Source organism: Sphingobium sp. R-21, from assembly GCF_049913335.1.
Lineage (GTDB): Bacteria > Pseudomonadota > Alphaproteobacteria > Sphingomonadales > Sphingomonadaceae > Sphingobium.
In genome coordinates this window covers 256,351-273,257 of the sequence record NZ_CP184374.1, presented here as the reverse complement: position 1 = coordinate 273,257, position 16,907 = coordinate 256,351, and the positions used below count along the sequence as shown (strand labels likewise).

Below are 16,907 nucleotides of genomic sequence, written 5' to 3'. Positions count from 1 at the left end.
AGGGGGAGCATACTTGCCCTGTCCCCCACCCTCGCCTAAAGGGTGGGCTCATGCCCGACATCACCGTTTCCTCCGCCCCGCCCGACCTGACCGGCCGGGCGTTGTTTCCGCATCGGCACCTGCTGTCCATCGCCGACCTCAAGCCCTGGGAAATCCGTTTCCTGCTAGACGAGGCGGAACATTGGGCAAGGAGCAACCGGGGCGGCGCGCGCAAGCATGACGACCGGCTGGCGGGCATGACCCAGATCAACGCCTTTTTCGAAAACAGCACGCGCACCCTGCTGTCCTTCGAAATCGCGGGCAAGCGGCTGGGCGCGGACGTCGTCAACATGCACGCCGGCCAGTCCAGCGTGAAGAAGGGCGAAACGCTGATCGACACCGCCATGACGCTCAACGCCATGGCCGCCGACGTGATCGTCATCCGCCACGCCAGTTCGGGCGCGGTCGCGCTGATCGCGGACAAGGTCGACTGCCCGGTGCTGAACGCAGGCGACGGCTGGCACCAGCACCCGACCCAGGCGCTGCTCGACGCCCTCACCATCCGGCGGCGCAAGGGCGGGTTCGAGGGGCTGGTCGTCGCGATTTGCGGCGATGTCCTGCACAGCCGGGTGGCGCGCTCGAACATGCTCTGCCTCGCCGCGCTCGGCGCGCAGGTCCGCGCCGTCGCCCCGCCGACGCTGATGCCGCCAGAGGTCGAGATGCTGGGCGCCACGCCCTGCCATCGCATGGACGAAGGGCTGGACGGCGCGGACGTCGTCATGATGCTGCGGCTCCAGAATGAGCGGATGGACGGCACCTTCATTCCCTCCGCCCGCGAATATCACATGCTCTACGGGCTGACGCCGGAACGGCTGGCGATCGCCCGGCCCGACGCGCTGGTCATGCATCCCGGCCCGATGAACCGGGGTGTGGAGATCGCCAGCGTCGTCGCCGACCACCCGGAACGCTCCGCGATCACGGAGCAGGTGGAGATGGGCGTCGCCATCCGCATGGCCTGCCTGGACGTGCTGACCCGTGGCGCGCGCGGCGTGGAGGGCTGGGCATGAAAACCCCTGTCCCGCCATTGGCGCCGACCCTGTCGAAGCCCGGCATTCCCCTTCAGGAACAGCCCCTCGGAAAGCCAAGGGGATGGAGCGCAGCCCGATGACCAGAATCGCCATCATCAACGGCAAGCTGGCAGACCCTGCCGCCACGGAGCTCTCCCCCGGCATCATCCTGATCGAGGATGACCGCATCGCGGCGGCGGGCGATGTCGCCGTCCCGGCCGATGCGGAAACCATCGATGCGGCCGGCCTCGTCGTCGCGCCCGGACTGATCGACCTCGGCGTCTTCGCCACCGACAAGCCCGCCTTCCACTTCGGCGGCATCACCCGCGCAGCGCTGATGCCGGATCAATCCTCGCCCCTGGACGATGCCGGCCTCATCCGCCAGGCGACGCGCGCGGGCAAGCCCGACTTCTGGGTCCACCCCATCGCGGCGGCAACGCGCGGCCTCAAGGGCGCCGAACTGGCCGAGATCGGCATGATGCAGGCGGCAGGGGCAAGGGCGGTCGGCACCGGACGCCAGTGGATCGCCGATTCAGGCGTGATGATGCGCGTGCTCTCCTATGCCTCGGGCCTTGGCCTCACCGTCATCACCCATGCGGAGGACAGCGGCCTGACGGGCAAGGCGGTGGCGACCAGCGGCGAGACGGCGACGCGGCTCGGCCTGCCCCACGCGCCCGCCTGCGCAGAGGCGATGGCCATAGCCCGCGACATCATGCTGGCGCGGGCCACGGGCGGCGCGATCCATTTCCGGCTGGTGACGACCGGCGCCGGTTTCGACCTGATCCGCGCGGCCAAGGCAGAGGGCCTCAAGGTCACCTGCGGCATCAGCCCGGCCTATCTCTTCCTCTCCGACAATGCCGTGACGGACTTCCGCACCTTCGCCCGGCTCTCTCCGCCGCTGCGGTCGGAGGATGACCGAAGGGCCACCATCGCCGCGGTCGCCGACGGCACCGTCGACGTCATCACGTCCAGCCACGACCCCCGCGGGCCGGAGGACAAGCGCCTCCCCTTCGCCGACGCCGCCCCCGGCATGGCGGGGGCGGAAACGCTGCTCGCCCTCTCGCTCAACCTGGTGCGGGACGGGCATGTGACGCTCAACCGGCTGATGATGCTGCTCAGCGCCAATCCGGCGCGGATATTGGGCGTCAATGGCGGCAGCTTCGCGGCGGGCAGCGCAGCGGACCTGATCTTCGTCGATCCGGACGCGCCCTGGATCGTGGATTCGGGGAAGATGGCTGCGCAGGCCGGGAACACGCCGTTCGACCGCATGCCCGTGCAGGGACGCGTGCGGCGCATCATGAAGGGCGGCAATTTCCTCTAGGGCGATTTCCAGGCGATCGGAACATGCGCTCAGTTTCCCGCTTGCTCTCCCCGGCAGGCCACGCTAAAGCGCCCTCCTTCGCTGGCCCCGGCCAGTGCAGGAGTGTAGCTCAGTTGGTAGAGCGTCGGTCTCCAAAACCGAATGCCGGGGGTTCGAGTCCCTCCACTCCTGCCAGGCGAACTGGCCGCGACCCCTTGAAATATCGGGGTTTCGCGGCTAGCTGCGCTTGACGAAGCATGGGTCGCGAAGCGCGGCCGCACCCCCGGACGCCAAACAGGGCGGGATCGGGAGGGCGGACTGTTGCTTCGCGCTTTGGTGTTTGTTCGAAGGGTTTTGAGGCAGGCGATGGCGAAGGTTTCTCCGGGCGAATTCGTCAATCAGGTGAAGACCGAAGCGTCGAAGATCGTGTGGCCCACCGGCCGCGAAACGATCATGACCGGCGTGATGGTGGTCATCATGACCTCGCTGCTGGGCCTGTTCTTCTTCGGCATCGACACCTTCTTCGGCGCGGTCGTCCAGTGGCTGCTGGCGTTCGCCGCCGGCCAGGCATAACGGCCTAAACGGGAGTTTGAGACGGTAACATGGCGCGCTGGTACATCATCCACGCCTATTCGGGCTTCGAGAACAAGGTCAAGGAATCGATCCTGTCCGAAGCCGAGCGCATGGGCCTCTCCCAGCTGGTCGAGCAGGTGGAAGTCCCCACCGAGACCGTGACAGAGGTAAAGCGCGGCAAGAAGGTGCAGGTCGAGCGCAAGTTCATGCCCGGCTATGTCCTCGCCAAGCTGGCGATGAACGACGACATCTATCACCTCGTCAAGAACACGCCGAAGGTGACGGGCTTCCTGGGGTCGAGCGGCAAGCCGCAGGCCATCAGCGAGGCGGACGCCGCCCGCTATTTCGGCGCGCAGAAGGCGGCAGAGGCCGCGCCCAAGCACAAGATCAACGTCGATTACGAGATCGGCGACAGCGTCAAGGTGCTGGACGGCCCCTTCGCCAGCTTCAACGGCACGGTCGAGGAGCTGGATTTCGAAAAGAACCGGGTCAAGGTGTCCGTGTCGATCTTCGGCCGCGCCACCCCGGTCGAACTGGACTTCGAGCAGGTCGAACTGTCCAAATGATTTCACGTCACCCCGGCGCAGGCCGGGGTTTCGTGCCTTCACGCCGTTCCCTTGCGGCCTGAGGTCCCGGCCTTCACCGGGATGATGACAAGGGTAAGTGCGGGAGGCGGATGTTAAGTCCGCTGCTTGACCGCTAAACTTGAACCGGTGGATTTGCTCGCAAGTCCACCAGCAACAGAGTGAGTGAAAATGGCCAAGAAGATTACGGGCTATATCAAGCTCCAGGTGCCCGCTGGAGCCGCCAACCCCTCGCCGCCGATCGGTCCGGCGCTGGGTCAGCGCGGTGTGAACATCATGGAATTCTGCAAGGCGTTCAACGCCTCGACGGAAAAGATGGAAAAGGGCACGCCGCTGCCGACCATCATCACCGTCTATGCGGACCGTTCGTTCAGCTTCGTGACGAAGCAGCCGCCCGCCACCTACCTCATCAAGAAGGCCGTCAATCTGAAGTCCGGCTCCAAGGAACCGGGCAAGGTCGTCGCCGGCAAGATCACCCGCGCCCAGCTCGCCGAAATCGCGCAGGCCAAGATGGTTGACCTGAACGCGAACGATATCGACGCGGCGACGAAGATCATCGAAGGCTCCGCCCGCGCGATGGGCCTCGAAGTGGTGGAGGGCTGAGATCATGGCAAAGCTGACGAAAAAGGCGAAGGTCCTGGCCGCTGCCGTTGACCGCGAAAAGCTGCACGGCGTCGACGAGGCGCTGGGCCTCATCAAGACCCACGCGACCGCCAAGTTCGACGAAAGCGTCGAAATCGCGATCAACCTGGGCGTCGATCCGCGTCACGCCGACCAGATGGTCCGCGGTGTCGTGACCCTGCCCGCCGGCACCGGCAAGGACGTGCGCGTCGCCGTGTTCGCCCGTGGCGACAAGGCTGAAGCCGCGACCGCCGCTGGCGCCGATATCGTGGGTGCAGAAGATCTGCTGGACTCGATCCAGGCCGGCAATATCGACTTCCAGCGCGTGATCGCCACTCCCGACATGATGGGTCTGGTCGGTCGCCTGGGTAAGGTTCTGGGTCCCAAGGGCCTGATGCCGAACCCGAAGCTGGGCACCGTCACCCCGAACGTCGCCGAAGCGGTCAAGGCTGCCAAGGGCGGCCAGATCGAATTCCGCGTCGAAAAGGCCGGCATCATCCACGCCGGCCTCGGCAAGGCCAGCTTCTCGGCCGAGGACCTGCGCAAGAATTTCGACGCCTTCGTCGACGCGATCGTCAAGGCGAAGCCGTCGGGTTCGAAGGGCAAATATGTCCGCAAGATCGCCCTGTCGTCCTCGATGGGCCCGGGCGTGAAGGTCGACGTGGCGGAAGTCGCTTCGGTCTGATCCCTCGCGGATGAGAGAAAAAGGGGCCGCCTTCCCTCTTTGCGGGGGAAGGCGGCCTTCTTATTTGGGCTATTCTCCCCTTGCGGGGAGGGCACCGTGACCTTCGGCGGAATCGCCAAGGGACGGTGTGAACTTCGGGGCGAGTGACCTTCCGCCCCGGCTTCCGCATCGGCTGAAGCGACAAACAGGTCATCATGTATCCGTCGGGAATGGCGGGTCGCTTTACCGATGGAAATAGAAATGTCTTTCGAACACCTCCCTGCCCTCCTGTCCGACGCGCTGACGCGGAAAGGCTATGAAAGCCTGACGCCCGTGCAGGCAGAGGTCACCCAGACCGAAGCCGAAGGCCGCGACCTCATCGTCTCGGCCCAGACCGGATCGGGCAAGACGGTCGCCTTCGGCCTTGCCATGGCAACCGAACTGCTGGGCGACCAGAACCGCCTGCCCGTCGCCGCCCGGCCGCTGGCGCTGGCGATCGCGCCGACCCGCGAACTGGCGCTTCAGGTCGCGCGCGAACTGGAATGGCTCTATGGCGAGGCCCGCGCCCGCATCACCACCTGCGTGGGCGGCATGGACGCCGCCAAGGAACGCCGCGCGCTTTCGCAAGGCGCGCATATCGTCGTCGGCACCCCGGGCCGCCTGCGCGATCATCTGGAACGCGGCGCGCTCGACCTGTCCGCCATCAAGACGGTGGTGCTCGACGAAGCGGACGAAATGCTCGACATGGGCTTCCGCGAGGATCTGGAGGAGATTCTCGACGGCGCGCCCGACAACCGCCGCACGCTCCTTTTCTCCGCCACCATGCCCAAGCCGATCGTGGCGCTGGCCAAGCGCTACCAGAAGGACGCACTGCGCATCTCCACGGTCAGCGATGAACGCGGCCATGGCGACATCAGCTACCAGGCGGTGACGGTCGCGCCCGCCGATATCGAAAATGCGGTGGTCAACCTGCTGCGCTATCATGAGGCGGAAACGGCGATCCTCTTCTGCGCCACCCGCGACAATGTCCGGCACCTGCACGCCAGCCTGACGGAACGCGGCTTCGCGGCGGTGGCGCTGTCGGGCGAGCACAGCCAGAATGAGCGCAACCACGCGCTCCAGGCGCTGCGCGACCGCCGGGCGCGGGTCTGCGTGGCCACCGACGTGGCCGCGCGCGGCATCGACCTCCCCAATCTCAGCCTCGTCGTCCATGTCGAAATCCCGCGCGACGCGGAAACGATGCAGCACCGCTCCGGCCGCACCGGCCGCGCCGGCAAGAAGGGCACGGCCGTGCTGATCGTCCCCTATCCGCGCCGCCGGAGGGTCGAATCCATGCTGCGCGGCGCGAAGATTCCCGTCGAATGGGGCACCCCGCCCGGCAAGGAAGCGATCCAGGAGCAGGACAATGCGCGCCTGCGCGAGAAGCTGATGGAGCGTGCCGAACTCGACGAGCAGGACTGGGCCCTGGGGGCAGAGCTGCTGGCCGAAAAATCGCCCAAGGAAATCGCCGCCATGCTGGTGAGGAGCGCCCGTGCCGCCCTCCCCGCCCCGGAGGAACTGCTGGACGCGAGCGAGGCACCCGCGCGACGCGACGGGCCGCGTCCGGGCTTTGAGGATACGGTCTGGTTCCGCATGGACATCGGCCGCAACCAGAATGCCGATCCGCGCTGGATATTGCCGCTGATCTGCCGCCGCGGCCATGTGTCGCGGCAGGAAATCGGCGCGATCCGCATCGCCGCCAATGAAACGATGTTCGAAATCCCCTCCGCCATCGCGGCGAAGTTCATCGGCGCGGTGAAACGCACCGGGCAGGCAAGCGACGAGGGGGCGGAAGTCGCGATCGAACAGATCGAGGGCAAGCCCCGCGAAATGGCGCGCGAGAACCGGCGCGACGGCGGCCCGCGTGGCAAAGGCCGCCCCAATGAAGGGCGCGGACCTCAGCCCGCTTATGGCGCGCGACCCTTCAAGGGCGGCCCGCGCAAGAGCGGCCCGCGCAAGCCGAGAGGCTGAAGAGATGAAGCTCGTCCGACACCTGCCCCACAGTGTCGACGAGCTTCAGATGCCGGTCCATGGAGCGATTTCCAGGCGATCGGCCTCTGGAGCGTTTCCATCATGAGTGGAAACGCTCTCGTCTTGACCCGCCTCGCTCTAGCCCGCACCGCAGAGCGACAGCATCCGCGCCGCGAGTTCCCTCTCCCCCATCACCACATGGGGTACGCCCAGCCCCTCCAGATGCTTGACCTCCGCATCGGAATGGGCGCGGGCGATGACCTGAAGATCGGGATTGAGATGACGCGCATGTTCGTGGATCGCGCCGCCCTCAAACCCTTCAGGCACGGCGATCAGCAAGCGCCGCGCCTCGATTATGCCCGCCGCCCGCAGGTGCCGGTCCTCCAGCGCGCTGCCGCGCACGACCGTGAGGCCCGCTTCCTCCGCCTCCTCCGCCCGGTCGGCATCTGCCTCGACCACCACGAAATGCGCGCCCTTCTCGGCCAGCCGATCCGCGATCAGCTTCCCCACCCGGCCATAGCCGACCAGGATGACATGGCCGATGCGTGGGCCGATGCTTGCCTTGGCCTTAGCCCTTTCCGCCTGCGCCTCTTCCTCGACCTCCTCCTGCTTGTGCCCGCGCACGATGAGCGAGAAGATCAGCGGATTGAGAAAGATCGACACGATCGCGCCGGCAAGGATCAGGTCGCGCGCCTCGGCCGGCAACACCCCCAGTCCCGTGCCCAATGATGCCAGGATGAAGGAGAATTCCCCGATCTGCGCCAGGCTTGCCGCGATGGTGAGCGCCGTGTCGCCCGGATGACCGAAGGCGCGGACGATAGCGAAGGCGGCGATCGACTTGCCGACGATGATGATCGCCACCGTGACCAACAACGGCAACGGCTGCTCGACCAGCACCGCCGGATTGAAGAGCATGCCGACGGAGACGAAGAAAAGCACGGCAAAGGCATCCCGCAGCGGCAGCGTCTCCTCGGTCGCACGGCGGCTGAGCGGCGTCTCGCCCAGGATCATGCCGGCGAAGAAGGCCCCGAGCGCAAAGGACACGTCGAAGGCGACCGCCGCGCCAAAGGCGACGCCCAGCGCGATCGCCAGGACGGCGAGGCGGAACAGCTCGCGCGATCCGCTATGGACGACCCAGTGCAGCGCCCAGGGAATGACGCGCCGGCCAACCACCAGCATCAGCGCGACGAAGCCCGCGACCTTCAGCAGCGTGCCCAGCAGCGGCGCCAGCAGGGCCGCCGCCCCGCCCGACGCATCGGCATTGTTCATGACGCCGGCAAGCGCAGGGAGCAGCACCAGCGCCAACACCATCACCAGATCCTCGACGATCAGCCATCCCACGGCGATCCGGCCCCTGCGGGTTTCCACCAGGTCCGCCCCCTGCAGGGCGCGCAGCAGGACGACCGTGCTCGCCACCGACAGCGCAAGGCCGAAGACCAGCCCGCCGAGCAGCGGCCAGCCCATGACATGCGCCAGGCCCATGCCCATCAGCGTCGCCACGGCGATCTGGCCAATCGCGCCGGGCACGGCGATGTTCTTCACCGACAGCAGGTCACGCAGGGAGAAATGCAGGCCGACGCCGAACATCAGCAGGATGACGCCGATTTCCGCCAGCTCATTGGCCAGGCTGGCATTGGCGACGAAGCCCGGCGTGAACGGCCCGACGATGATGCCGGCGACCAGATAGCCGACGAGCGGCGACAATTTCAGGCGATGGGCGATGGCGCCCATGACAAAGGCAACGACAAGGCCCGCGACGATCGTTCCGATCAGGGGCGTGTGATGGGGCATGGAGTGTCTTTCCCTGGCCGCCGACGGAGGGGCTTCCTCCATCGGCGGCATATCATATTCATTCAGCGATGGTCAGCATCGCCGCCGACAACAAGGCGCCGGCCGCGCCCAATCCCGCCATGACGGCGGGCATGAACCACCATGGCGGACGGCGGCGGGACGGCCTGGTGCCGCCGCGTCGCGATCTTCTGCGGGTCATGAAGAGGCTCCTTTTTCCTGACGGCGGCCGCAACGGTGGCCTGGAAACGATGCGTCAGGAAAGAACAGGAGGCGCCCGCGCCCGTTGGCGGGACAGCAGGCGCAAGGGCGGGAAGGAGAAGGAGGAACGCGGGAATCGGTTGCCGGCATATGGCAGGACGACAGCCAGCAGCATCGCCACGACCCCCGGCACGCCCACGGCGAACGTCGGCCACGACGCCCTTCCGTCGTCATCCGGCTCCATTGCCTGCATGGCAACGGGGCTGGCATGGGCGCGGGCCTTCAACACCACGCTGGTGGTGGCCGGATTGAAGGCGGAGCCGGTGAACCGGCTGGACGGCGGCCCCAGGGGCGCGAGTGCGCTCAACAGGGCGACGCTCAGCGACAGCCACAATGTCAGGATGAACAACAACCGGCCCGCCAAGGCTTCATTCCTGTATGGCGCTGGCGTCATCCGTGATGCTATCCCTTCGCTGGCCGTCCGCTGGCCCTGCGCCGGGCGAAGATAGGGACGGACCAGGCCAAAAACCAGCCCCGAATGCCGCGCTTGCCGGTTGACATGGGCGAGTCATTCCAGTAGCGGGCCACATTCCCGCGCGGGTCCAACAGGGCATAGTCCCTCGACGATCTGCGTAAAGCAGATTTGAACGAGAAGAGAAGAGCCATGTTCGCAGTCGTGCGCACGGGCGGCAAGCAATATCGCGTCGCCGCCGGAGACAAGATCGTCGTCGAGAAGCTGGCCGGTGAGGCTGGCGACAAGGTGACGCTGGATGACGTCCTGTTCGCCGGCGAAGGCAGCGACGTGAAGGACGCAGCCAAGCTGACCGTCGCCGCCGAAATCATCGCGCAGGCGAAGGGCGAGAAGGTCATCGTTTTCAAGAAGCGCCGTCGGCACAACTACCGTCGTCGCAACGGCCATCGCCAGAATCACACGATCCTCAAGATCGTGTCGATCGCCTGAGCCGCAGCAAAGTCACGAGGAGTTTAAGTCATGGCACATAAGAAAGCTGGCGGTTCGTCGCGCAACGGTCGCGATTCGGAATCGAAGCGCCTTGGCGTGAAGAAGTTCGGCGGTCAGGAAGTGATCGGCGGCAACATCATCATTCGCCAGCGCGGCACCCGCGTCTATCCCGGCCGCAATGTCGGCATGGGCAAGGACCACACGCTGTTCGCGCTGGGTGAAGGCCGCGTGGTATTCCACACCGGCAAGCTCGGCCGCAAATATGTGTCGGTCGACGCCATGGCCGAAGCAGCCGAATAACGGACGATCGATGACGGATCGTCCCTCGCAATCGGGGCGATCCTCCTGACGGAACGGCTTTGGCCAGACCGCCAGTGTTCGAGGGAAACAAGGGGCGCCCCTTCCGGGAGCGTCCCTTTTTCGTATCAAAAGCCGTCTCCCCTGTATTTCCCTCAACTCTCTGGAACCGTGGCCTTTCTCGCGCGTCATGCGGGCGGGGCCCAGCCAGAGAAGACAGTCGTCAAGCCGTAACTTTTCACGGTCATTGGCGCGCCGGAGATTAGGAGACTTTCGATGTTCGCCCGTACCCCCCGCCTGTTGCTGCGGCCTGGCTGGATGGAAGATGCCCGCGCCCTTGCCGACGCAATCGGCGACCCGGCCGTCCTGCGCAACCTGGCCCGCGCGCCAGCCGCCTATGGCCTGGCCGATGCGGAGGCATTCCTGGCCCAGCCGCAGGACCTGCGCCTGCCCAGCCTGCTCGCCTTCACCCGTACCAAGGGCGCGCCGCGCCTGGTGGGCGGCTGCGGCCTCCACAGGGCGCAGGATGGCGCGGTCGAACTGGGCTATTGGATCGCCCGCCCCTATTGGGGGCTCGGCTTCGCGACCGAGGCAGCCAGCGCCGTCATGTGCATGGCCCGCGCCTCGGGCGTCCGCGACGCGCGCGCCGCCCATTTCGTGGACAATCCGGCGTCCGGCAACGTCCTGCGCAAGATCGGCTTCCACTACAGGGGAAAGACGGAAAGGCGCTTCAGCCTCGCTCGCGGCGCGGCGGCCGACTGCCTGATCTTCGAGCAGGGCGTCGCTGAGGAAGGGCGCGCAATCCCCATGATGACGGATTCGTCGATGGATCTTTACGGCGATTCGCTGCCCGCTCTGGCGGCCTGACCCCTTGCGGCCGGGAGGGCGGCTTTGCGCCGCCTTCCCCCCAGCCCGACAGTGTTTTGGAAGAAGCGGCCGCTTTTGCCGCGCCCCTGTTTAATTCCGCCGCATAAACCGCTATGGGCGCGCGATGCATTTTCTTGATCAAGCGAAGATTTACATCAAGTCCGGCTGGGGCGGTCCCGGCGCGGTCAGTTTCCGGCGCGAAAAATATGTCGAATATGGCGGTCCCGACGGCGGCAACGGCGGCAAGGGCGGCGACATCATCTTCGAGGCGGTAGCTGGGCTCAACACCCTGATCGACTTCCGGTACACCCAACATTTCAAGGCGCAGCGCGGCATGCCCGGTATGGGCAAGAACCGTTATGGCGCCGGCGGCGACGACCTCGTCATCAAGGTGCCGGTCGGCACGCAGATCCTGTCCGATCCCACGCCCATCGACGGCACCGAGGATGAGGACGGCACGATGGAATATGAGCAGGAACTGCTGGCCGACTTCACCGAAGTCGGCCAGCGCATCGTGCTGCTGCGCGGCGGCGATGGCGGACGCGGCAACCTGTCCTACAAGACCAGCACCAACCGCGCCCCGCGCCAGCATGGCACGGGCTGGCCGGGGCAGGAAATGTGGGTATGGCTGCGACTGAAGCTGCTGGCCGATGTCGGGCTGGTCGGCATGCCCAATGCGGGCAAGTCCACCTTCATCAACCAGGTCACCAACACCAAGGCGAAGGTCGGCGCCTACGCCTTCACCACTACCAAGCCGCAATTGGGCGTGGTGCTGCATCGCGACAGGGAATTCGTCCTGGCCGACATTCCCGGCCTGATCGAAGGCGCGGCCGAGGGGGCCGGCATCGGCGACCGCTTCCTGGGCCATGTCGAGCGTTGCCGGGTGCTGCTGCACCTGATCGACGCGACCGGCGACGACCCCATCGAACAATTCCGCATCGTCCAGGATGAACTCGCGGCCTATGGCGGCGGCCTGGACGAAAAGCCGCAGATCGTGGCGCTCAACAAGGGCGACCTGCTGGGGCCGGACCTGATGGAGGACATTGCCGGCCAGATCCGGGAAGAGGCAGGCGTGGAGGAGCTGTTCATCATCTCCGGCGCGACCGGCGAAGGCGTGCCGGCACTGCTGGACGCGGTATTGCCCTTGCTGGACCACCCCGGCGAAGAGGATGAGGATGAAGATGGGGTGGAAGAAGACGATAAGCCGTGGTCGCCCCTCTGATTCTCCCCTCCCTCAGGCCGATCGTACCGGGCAACGGCGCTGATCACCTCTCCCCGGACCCAAGGCCCGCTTCGCTCGCGTTCACCCCAACCCTTCCCGCCTGCGGGAGGGGAGGAAGACATAGATGACCCCCTCCCTCTCCGGCTTTCCCCCTCCGCAAATCCGTCGCCTCGTCATCAAGATCGGCTCGGCGCTGCTCGTCGATCCCCAGGGGGAAGTGCGCACCGCATGGCTGCGCACGCTGGTAGCCGACATCGCGGCCCGCAAGGCGGCGGGGCAGCAGATCATCATCGTCTCCTCCGGCGCGATCGCGCTTGGCGCGCGACGGCTGAAGCTGCCCAAAGGCGGGCGCGGCTCGCTGGAGGACGCGCAGGCGGCCGCCGCCACTGGCCAGATCGCACTGTCGCAATGCTGGGCCAGCCTGCTCCACGAAAACGGCATCACCGCGGCGCAGATGCTGGTGACGCTGGACGATCTGGAAAACCGCCGCCGCTATCTCAATGCGTCGGCCACGCTGGAACGGCTGATGGCGCTCGACGTCGTACCGGTCGTGAACGAGAATGACAGCGTCGCCACGGCGGAGATCCGCTTTGGCGACAATGACCGGCTGGCGGCGCGCATCGGACAGGCGGCACGGGCTGACGCAGTTGTGCTGCTGTCGGACGTCGACGGGCTTTACACGGCGAACCCGCATGTCGATGCGGACGCCATGCTGATAGAGACAATCGAGCGCATCGATGCGCGCATCGCCGGGATGGCGGACGGCGGTTCGGCGTCCGGAATGGGATCGGGCGGCATGACCTCCAAGATCGAAGCGGCGCGGATAGCGACCGGGGCCGGCGCGCATCTGGCGATCATCTCAGGCAAGGTGGATTCGCCGCTGTCGCACTGGGCGAATGGCGGCAAGGGGTCGATCTTCCTCGCGGCGCAGGCCAGGGGCGCGCGAAAGGGCTGGCTGGCCGGGCGCCTGACGGTGCGCGGGCGGATCGTGGTCGACGCCGGGGCAGAGGCGGCCCTGGGACGCGGCAACAGCCTGCTCCCAGCCGGCGTGACTCGGTGCGAGGGCGTTTTCGCCCGTGGCGACGTGGTCGACATATTGGCGCAGGATGGACGGGTGATCGCTCGCGGCCTCATCGAATATGACAGCGAGGAAGCCTCCCGCATCGCCGGCAAGCGCAGCGAGGATATCGCCGCGCTGCTGGGGCACCTGCCCCGATCCGTGCTGGTCCATCGCGATCATATGGCGATGGTCTGATCCATGTCCCTGCGCATTGCGATGACGGGCGCGACGGGTTTCGTCGGTGCCGAGACGCTGAATCAGGCGCTGGCGGCGGGGCATCATGTCAGCGCCATCACCCGCCGCGCACAGCCGCCCCGCGCCCATCTCAAATGGGTACCCGGTGCGCTGGAGGACCGGGCGGCGCTCAACACGCTGGTCCGCGACGCCGATGTGGTCATCCACATTGCCGGCGTCGTGAACGCGCCCGACCGCGAAGGCTTCGAAATGGGCAATGCCCGCGGCACCATGGCGGTGGTCGACGCGATGCGACAGCGCGGCGTCAGGCGGCTGATCCACGTGTCCTCGCTCTCGGCGCGGGAGCCTGGGCTCTCGGACTATGGCTGGTCGAAGGAACTGGCGGAGCGGCACGTGAAGGCAAGCGGCCTCGACTGGACCATCGTCCGCCCGCCCGCCATCTACGGTCCGGGCGACCGGGAAATGCTGGAACTGTTCCGCATGGCCCGGCGCGGGATCATGCTGCTGCCGCCTGGCGGACGCCTGTCGGTGATCGAGGTGAGCGACCTTGCACGCCTGTTCCTGACGCTGGCGGTCGAAAAGGACATGAAGAGCCTCACCCATGTCTATGAGGTCGATGACGGCACGCCCGGCGGCTGGGACCATATGGACTTCGCGCAGGCGATCGGCCGCGCGGTGGGACGGCCGGTGCGGGCCTTCGCGACGCCAGCCTGGCTGTTGGGCATGGGCGCGCGGCTTGACCGGCTGGTGCGCGGCAGGAACGCGAAGCTGACGCCCGACCGGGTCCATTATTTCTGCCACCCCGATTGGGTCGTGAAGAAGCGCAAGCAACCTCTCAGGAAGCTGTGGGTGCCCAAGGTGCCGACCGAAGAGGGATTGAAGGCGACGGCCCAGGCCTATCGCGCGAAGGGCTGGCTCTGACGATCGGAACGGCGCCCGCTCAAGGCAGCGCGCGGACGCCGTTCCAGAGCGATTTCCAAGCGATCGGAACCGATCGCTGGTCAAGAAATCGCAGAAAACAGAGAATCCAGAGCGGCGGTCTGGTTCGATCAGATCGAAACCCGTCCTAGACGGCGCTCAACCCCGCGTCCGCCAGGCCGCGCCAAAGGTGCAGCGCCTGCACGCTTTCCGCCACATCGTGCACCCGCACCATCTGCGCGCCCAGTTCGGCGGCGCGGAACGCCAGGGCCACCGAACCGCCCAGCCGCTCGGCCGCCGGCGCCTCGTTCGACAGGGCCCCGATCAGGCGCTTGCGGCTGCCCGCGAACAGCAACGGCACGCCCAGCCCCTGAAGGGTCCCCAGGCCATTCACCAGCGCCAGATTGTCGGCAAGCGACTTGCCAAAGCCCAGTCCGGGATCGACCATGATCTTCCCGCGCGGCACCCCGGCCGCCAGACAGGCCTCCACCCGCTCCTCCAGCATGTCGAACACATCGGCCACGACATCGCCATAGCCGCCCGCATTGTCATGCGGATCATCGCCGGCCGACGGCGCATGCATGAGGATGACCGGGCATCCCCCCGCGACCACCACGTCCATGGCGCGGGGATCATGCCGCAGCGCGCTCACATCGTTGACCACCGCCGCTCCCGCGGCCAGCGCGGCCTCCATCACCGCCGCCTTGCGCGTGTCGATGGACATGGGAATGCCGGCCGCTGCCAGCCTTTCGATCACCGGCACGACGCGGGCGATCTCATCCCCCTCCCACAAGCGCGGCGCCCTGGGCCGGGTGGACTCCCCGCCCACATCGATCAGCGCGGCCCCCGCCGCCGCCATGGCGAAGCCCGCATCGGCCGCTGCCTGCGGATCATCCATATGCTTGCCGCCGTCGGAAAAGCTGTCCGGCGTGATGTTGAGGATCGCCATCACCTGCGGCGCGTCGAAACGGATGGTGCGTTCCCCCAGCATCAGGGGCTGCCGCGGCGCCGAGATATTGGCCGCCAACAGCCGCGCCCGCTCCGCCACGGGCTCGGGCAGGCCCGCCACCACATCGTCGAACGTCGCGACCGGCACCGTCGCCCGCGCCACTTTCTGCCCGCCCTTTCGCGCGGTCAGCTCATAGCCCTGGAACCAGATCAGCCCATTGCCCATCCGCGCCGCCGATCCTTCGGCCAGGCCGACAGGCGACGACACGAACCATGTGGGACGCAGATAAAGCCGCGCATCGGCGGGAATTTGGGAAAGCATGTTCAAACCCCGCTCAGCCCGAACGGAAACATCCGATGATCCTCAGGGCTCGTTCGCCAACAAATAGGTCTGCCGCAGCGCGTCGATCGGCTTCAACACGCCCTCTATCTCGCAATGCCAGAAGGTCCAGCCGTTGCAGCTCGGCGCACCCTGCAACGTCGCACCCATCTTGTGGATCGACCCGGTATCCGCGCCCACGGACAGCGAACCGTCCGCCCGCACCACCGCCTGCCAGCGCCGCCGTGCGTCCACCAGCACCGCGCCGGGTTGCAGATAGCCGGTCTCGACCAGTGTGCCGAACGCCACCTTTGGCTGCTGCCGCGCGGTCTGCATGATGGTCAGCGCGCTTTCATCGAGCGGCAACGCCGCCTCGATCCGCTCCAGCGCGACCTCGATATAATCATCCTCGCGCTCGATGCCGATCCACCTGCGGCCCAGGCGCTTGGCGACCGCCCCCGTCGTCCCGGTGCCGAAAAAGGGATCAAGCACCACGTCGCCCGGTTTGGTGCAGGCCAGCATCACGCGATAGAGCAGCGCCTCGGGCTTCTGCGTCGGATGCGCCTTGGTGCCGTTGCGTTTCAGCCGCTCCTGCCCGCCGCAGATCGGCAGCACCCAGTCGGAACGCATCTGCAACTCGTCGTTCAGCGTCTTCATCGCCTTGTAGTTGAACGTATATTTGGCGTCCTCCCCCTGGCTCGCCCAGATCAGCGTCTCATGCGCGTTGGTGAAGCGGGTGCCCTTGAAATTGGGCATGGGGTTGGATTTACGCCAGATGATGTCGTTGAGGATCCAGAAGCCTTCATCCTGCAACGCGGTGCCGACGCGGAAGATATTGTGGTAGCTGCCGATCACCCAGATGGTGCCGTTGGGCTTCAATATGCGCCGCGCCTCGCGCAGCCATGCCTTGGTGAAACGGTCGTAAGAACCCAGCGTGTCGAACTTGTCCCAGTCATTGTCGACCGCGTCCACCCGGCTGCCCTCGGGCCGGAACAGGTCGCCGCCAAGCTGGAGATTATAGGGCGGATCCGCGAAGATCATGTCGATGCACGCGTCGGGCAGCTTCGCCATTTCAGCGATGCAGTCACCACGCAGCAGCCGGTCGGCCTCGACCTCTACGGGCGCAACCGCCTTTTTCCGCCGCGGCGCGACGCGTTCCATGACACCCATTTCGTGACCCCCGTTTCCTTCTGAGGCCCAGCGATGAGTCCTCCGGAGTCAGCCGTCAAGATCAGCAACTTAGGGTTCACGCCTGACAAAATGGTTAACGCAACGGCGAACGAACCGGGTAGCCACTAGATATTGAGTCGACAGCCGCCTCGCAGACTCAAGA

At 66.4% G+C, this 16,907-nt stretch carries 17 protein-coding genes and 1 tRNA gene; 15 read left to right on the top strand and 3 right to left on the bottom strand.

Annotation, left to right across the window (positions count from 1 at the left end):
• Positions 1 to 50 precede the first annotated feature (50 nt).
• From ACN9MX_RS01260 to ACN9MX_RS01225, 8 genes are all read left to right on the top strand, one after another.
• Complete coding sequence (locus ACN9MX_RS01260) at positions 51 to 1,046, top strand: aspartate carbamoyltransferase catalytic subunit (RefSeq protein ID WP_363827803.1); 996 nt, start codon at positions 51 to 53, stop codon at positions 1,044 to 1,046.
• A gap of 97 nt (positions 1,047 to 1,143) precedes the next feature.
• Positions 1,144 to 2,367: a dihydroorotase gene (locus ACN9MX_RS01255; protein WP_363827801.1), complete on the top strand. Its 1,224-nt coding sequence runs from the start codon at positions 1,144 to 1,146 to the stop codon at positions 2,365 to 2,367.
• A gap of 98 nt (positions 2,368 to 2,465) precedes the next feature.
• Positions 2,466 to 2,541, top strand: a tRNA-Trp gene (locus tag ACN9MX_RS01250).
• A gap of 171 nt (positions 2,542 to 2,712) precedes the next feature.
• Complete coding sequence (gene secE, locus ACN9MX_RS01245) at positions 2,713 to 2,919, top strand: preprotein translocase subunit SecE (protein WP_133654611.1); 207 nt, start codon at positions 2,713 to 2,715, stop codon at positions 2,917 to 2,919.
• Between the two features lie 29 nt (positions 2,920 to 2,948).
• Positions 2,949 to 3,485 (top strand): transcription termination/antitermination protein NusG, encoded by a 537-nt coding sequence (gene nusG, locus ACN9MX_RS01240; RefSeq protein ID WP_133654610.1) that lies wholly within the window; start codon positions 2,949 to 2,951, stop codon positions 3,483 to 3,485.
• Positions 3,486 to 3,674: 189 nt separating this feature from the next.
• Entirely contained in the window at positions 3,675 to 4,106 is a 432-nt protein-coding gene (gene rplK / locus ACN9MX_RS01235; RefSeq protein WP_007709087.1) for a 50S ribosomal protein L11, read from the top strand.
• A 4-nt stretch (positions 4,107 to 4,110) separates the two neighbouring features.
• A complete protein-coding gene (gene rplA, locus ACN9MX_RS01230; RefSeq protein ID WP_363735459.1) occupies positions 4,111 to 4,809 on the top strand; it encodes a 50S ribosomal protein L1 in 699 nt (232 codons plus the stop codon).
• Between the two features lie 240 nt (positions 4,810 to 5,049).
• Positions 5,050 to 6,798 carry a DEAD/DEAH box helicase gene (locus ACN9MX_RS01225; protein WP_363735461.1) on the top strand — a complete coding sequence of 583 codons (1,749 nt, stop codon included), beginning with the start codon at positions 5,050 to 5,052 and terminating at the stop codon, positions 6,796 to 6,798.
• 138 nt (positions 6,799 to 6,936) lie between these two features.
• Here the strand turns inward: ACN9MX_RS01225 and ybaL are convergent, their stop codons facing one another.
• Positions 6,937 to 8,589, bottom strand: a complete 1,653-nt coding sequence (gene ybaL / locus ACN9MX_RS01220) for a YbaL family putative K(+) efflux transporter (protein ID WP_363735463.1) — start codon at positions 8,587 to 8,589, stop codon at positions 6,937 to 6,939.
• 68 nt (positions 8,590 to 8,657) lie between these two features.
• Here ybaL and ACN9MX_RS01215 point away from each other — a divergent pair, with 68 nt between their 5' ends.
• The 7 genes from ACN9MX_RS01215 (at position 8,658) to ACN9MX_RS01185 (ending at position 14,310) form a co-directional block, all read left to right on the top strand.
• Positions 8,658 to 9,296, top strand: a complete 639-nt coding sequence (locus ACN9MX_RS01215; RefSeq protein ID WP_363753396.1) for a hypothetical protein — start codon at positions 8,658 to 8,660, stop codon at positions 9,294 to 9,296.
• Positions 9,297 to 9,451: 155 nt separating this feature from the next.
• Entirely contained in the window at positions 9,452 to 9,748 is a 297-nt protein-coding gene (gene rplU / locus ACN9MX_RS01210) for a 50S ribosomal protein L21 (RefSeq protein WP_133654605.1), read from the top strand.
• 30 nt (positions 9,749 to 9,778) lie between these two features.
• On the top strand, positions 9,779 to 10,048 hold the full coding sequence (gene rpmA / locus ACN9MX_RS01205; protein ID WP_007683600.1) for a 50S ribosomal protein L27: 270 nt from the start codon (positions 9,779 to 9,781) through the stop codon (positions 10,046 to 10,048).
• Between the two features lie 273 nt (positions 10,049 to 10,321).
• Positions 10,322 to 10,912 (top strand): GNAT family N-acetyltransferase, encoded by a 591-nt coding sequence (locus tag ACN9MX_RS01200; protein WP_363827798.1) that lies wholly within the window; start codon positions 10,322 to 10,324, stop codon positions 10,910 to 10,912.
• 124 nt (positions 10,913 to 11,036) lie between these two features.
• Positions 11,037 to 12,134 (top strand): GTPase ObgE, encoded by a 1,098-nt coding sequence (gene obgE / locus ACN9MX_RS01195; protein ID WP_363827795.1) that lies wholly within the window; start codon positions 11,037 to 11,039, stop codon positions 12,132 to 12,134.
• Between the two features lie 124 nt (positions 12,135 to 12,258).
• Positions 12,259 to 13,389: a glutamate 5-kinase gene (gene proB, locus ACN9MX_RS01190; RefSeq protein ID WP_133654602.1), complete on the top strand. Its 1,131-nt coding sequence runs from the start codon at positions 12,259 to 12,261 to the stop codon at positions 13,387 to 13,389.
• A gap of 3 nt (positions 13,390 to 13,392) precedes the next feature.
• Positions 13,393 to 14,310, top strand: a complete 918-nt coding sequence (locus ACN9MX_RS01185; protein ID WP_166666446.1) for an NAD-dependent epimerase/dehydratase family protein — start codon at positions 13,393 to 13,395, stop codon at positions 14,308 to 14,310.
• A 145-nt stretch (positions 14,311 to 14,455) separates the two neighbouring features.
• Here the strand turns inward: ACN9MX_RS01185 and folP are convergent, their stop codons facing one another.
• Together folP and ACN9MX_RS01175 are read right to left on the bottom strand one after the other, a co-directional pair.
• The gene (gene folP, locus ACN9MX_RS01180) at positions 14,456 to 15,577 is read right to left on the bottom strand and encodes a dihydropteroate synthase (RefSeq protein ID WP_363753406.1); all 1,122 of its coding nucleotides are present in this window, start codon (positions 15,575 to 15,577) and stop codon (positions 14,456 to 14,458) included.
• A 42-nt stretch (positions 15,578 to 15,619) separates the two neighbouring features.
• Complete coding sequence (locus tag ACN9MX_RS01175) at positions 15,620 to 16,744, bottom strand: site-specific DNA-methyltransferase (RefSeq protein WP_133654600.1); 1,125 nt, start codon at positions 16,742 to 16,744, stop codon at positions 15,620 to 15,622.
• Positions 16,745 to 16,907 lie beyond the last annotated feature (163 nt).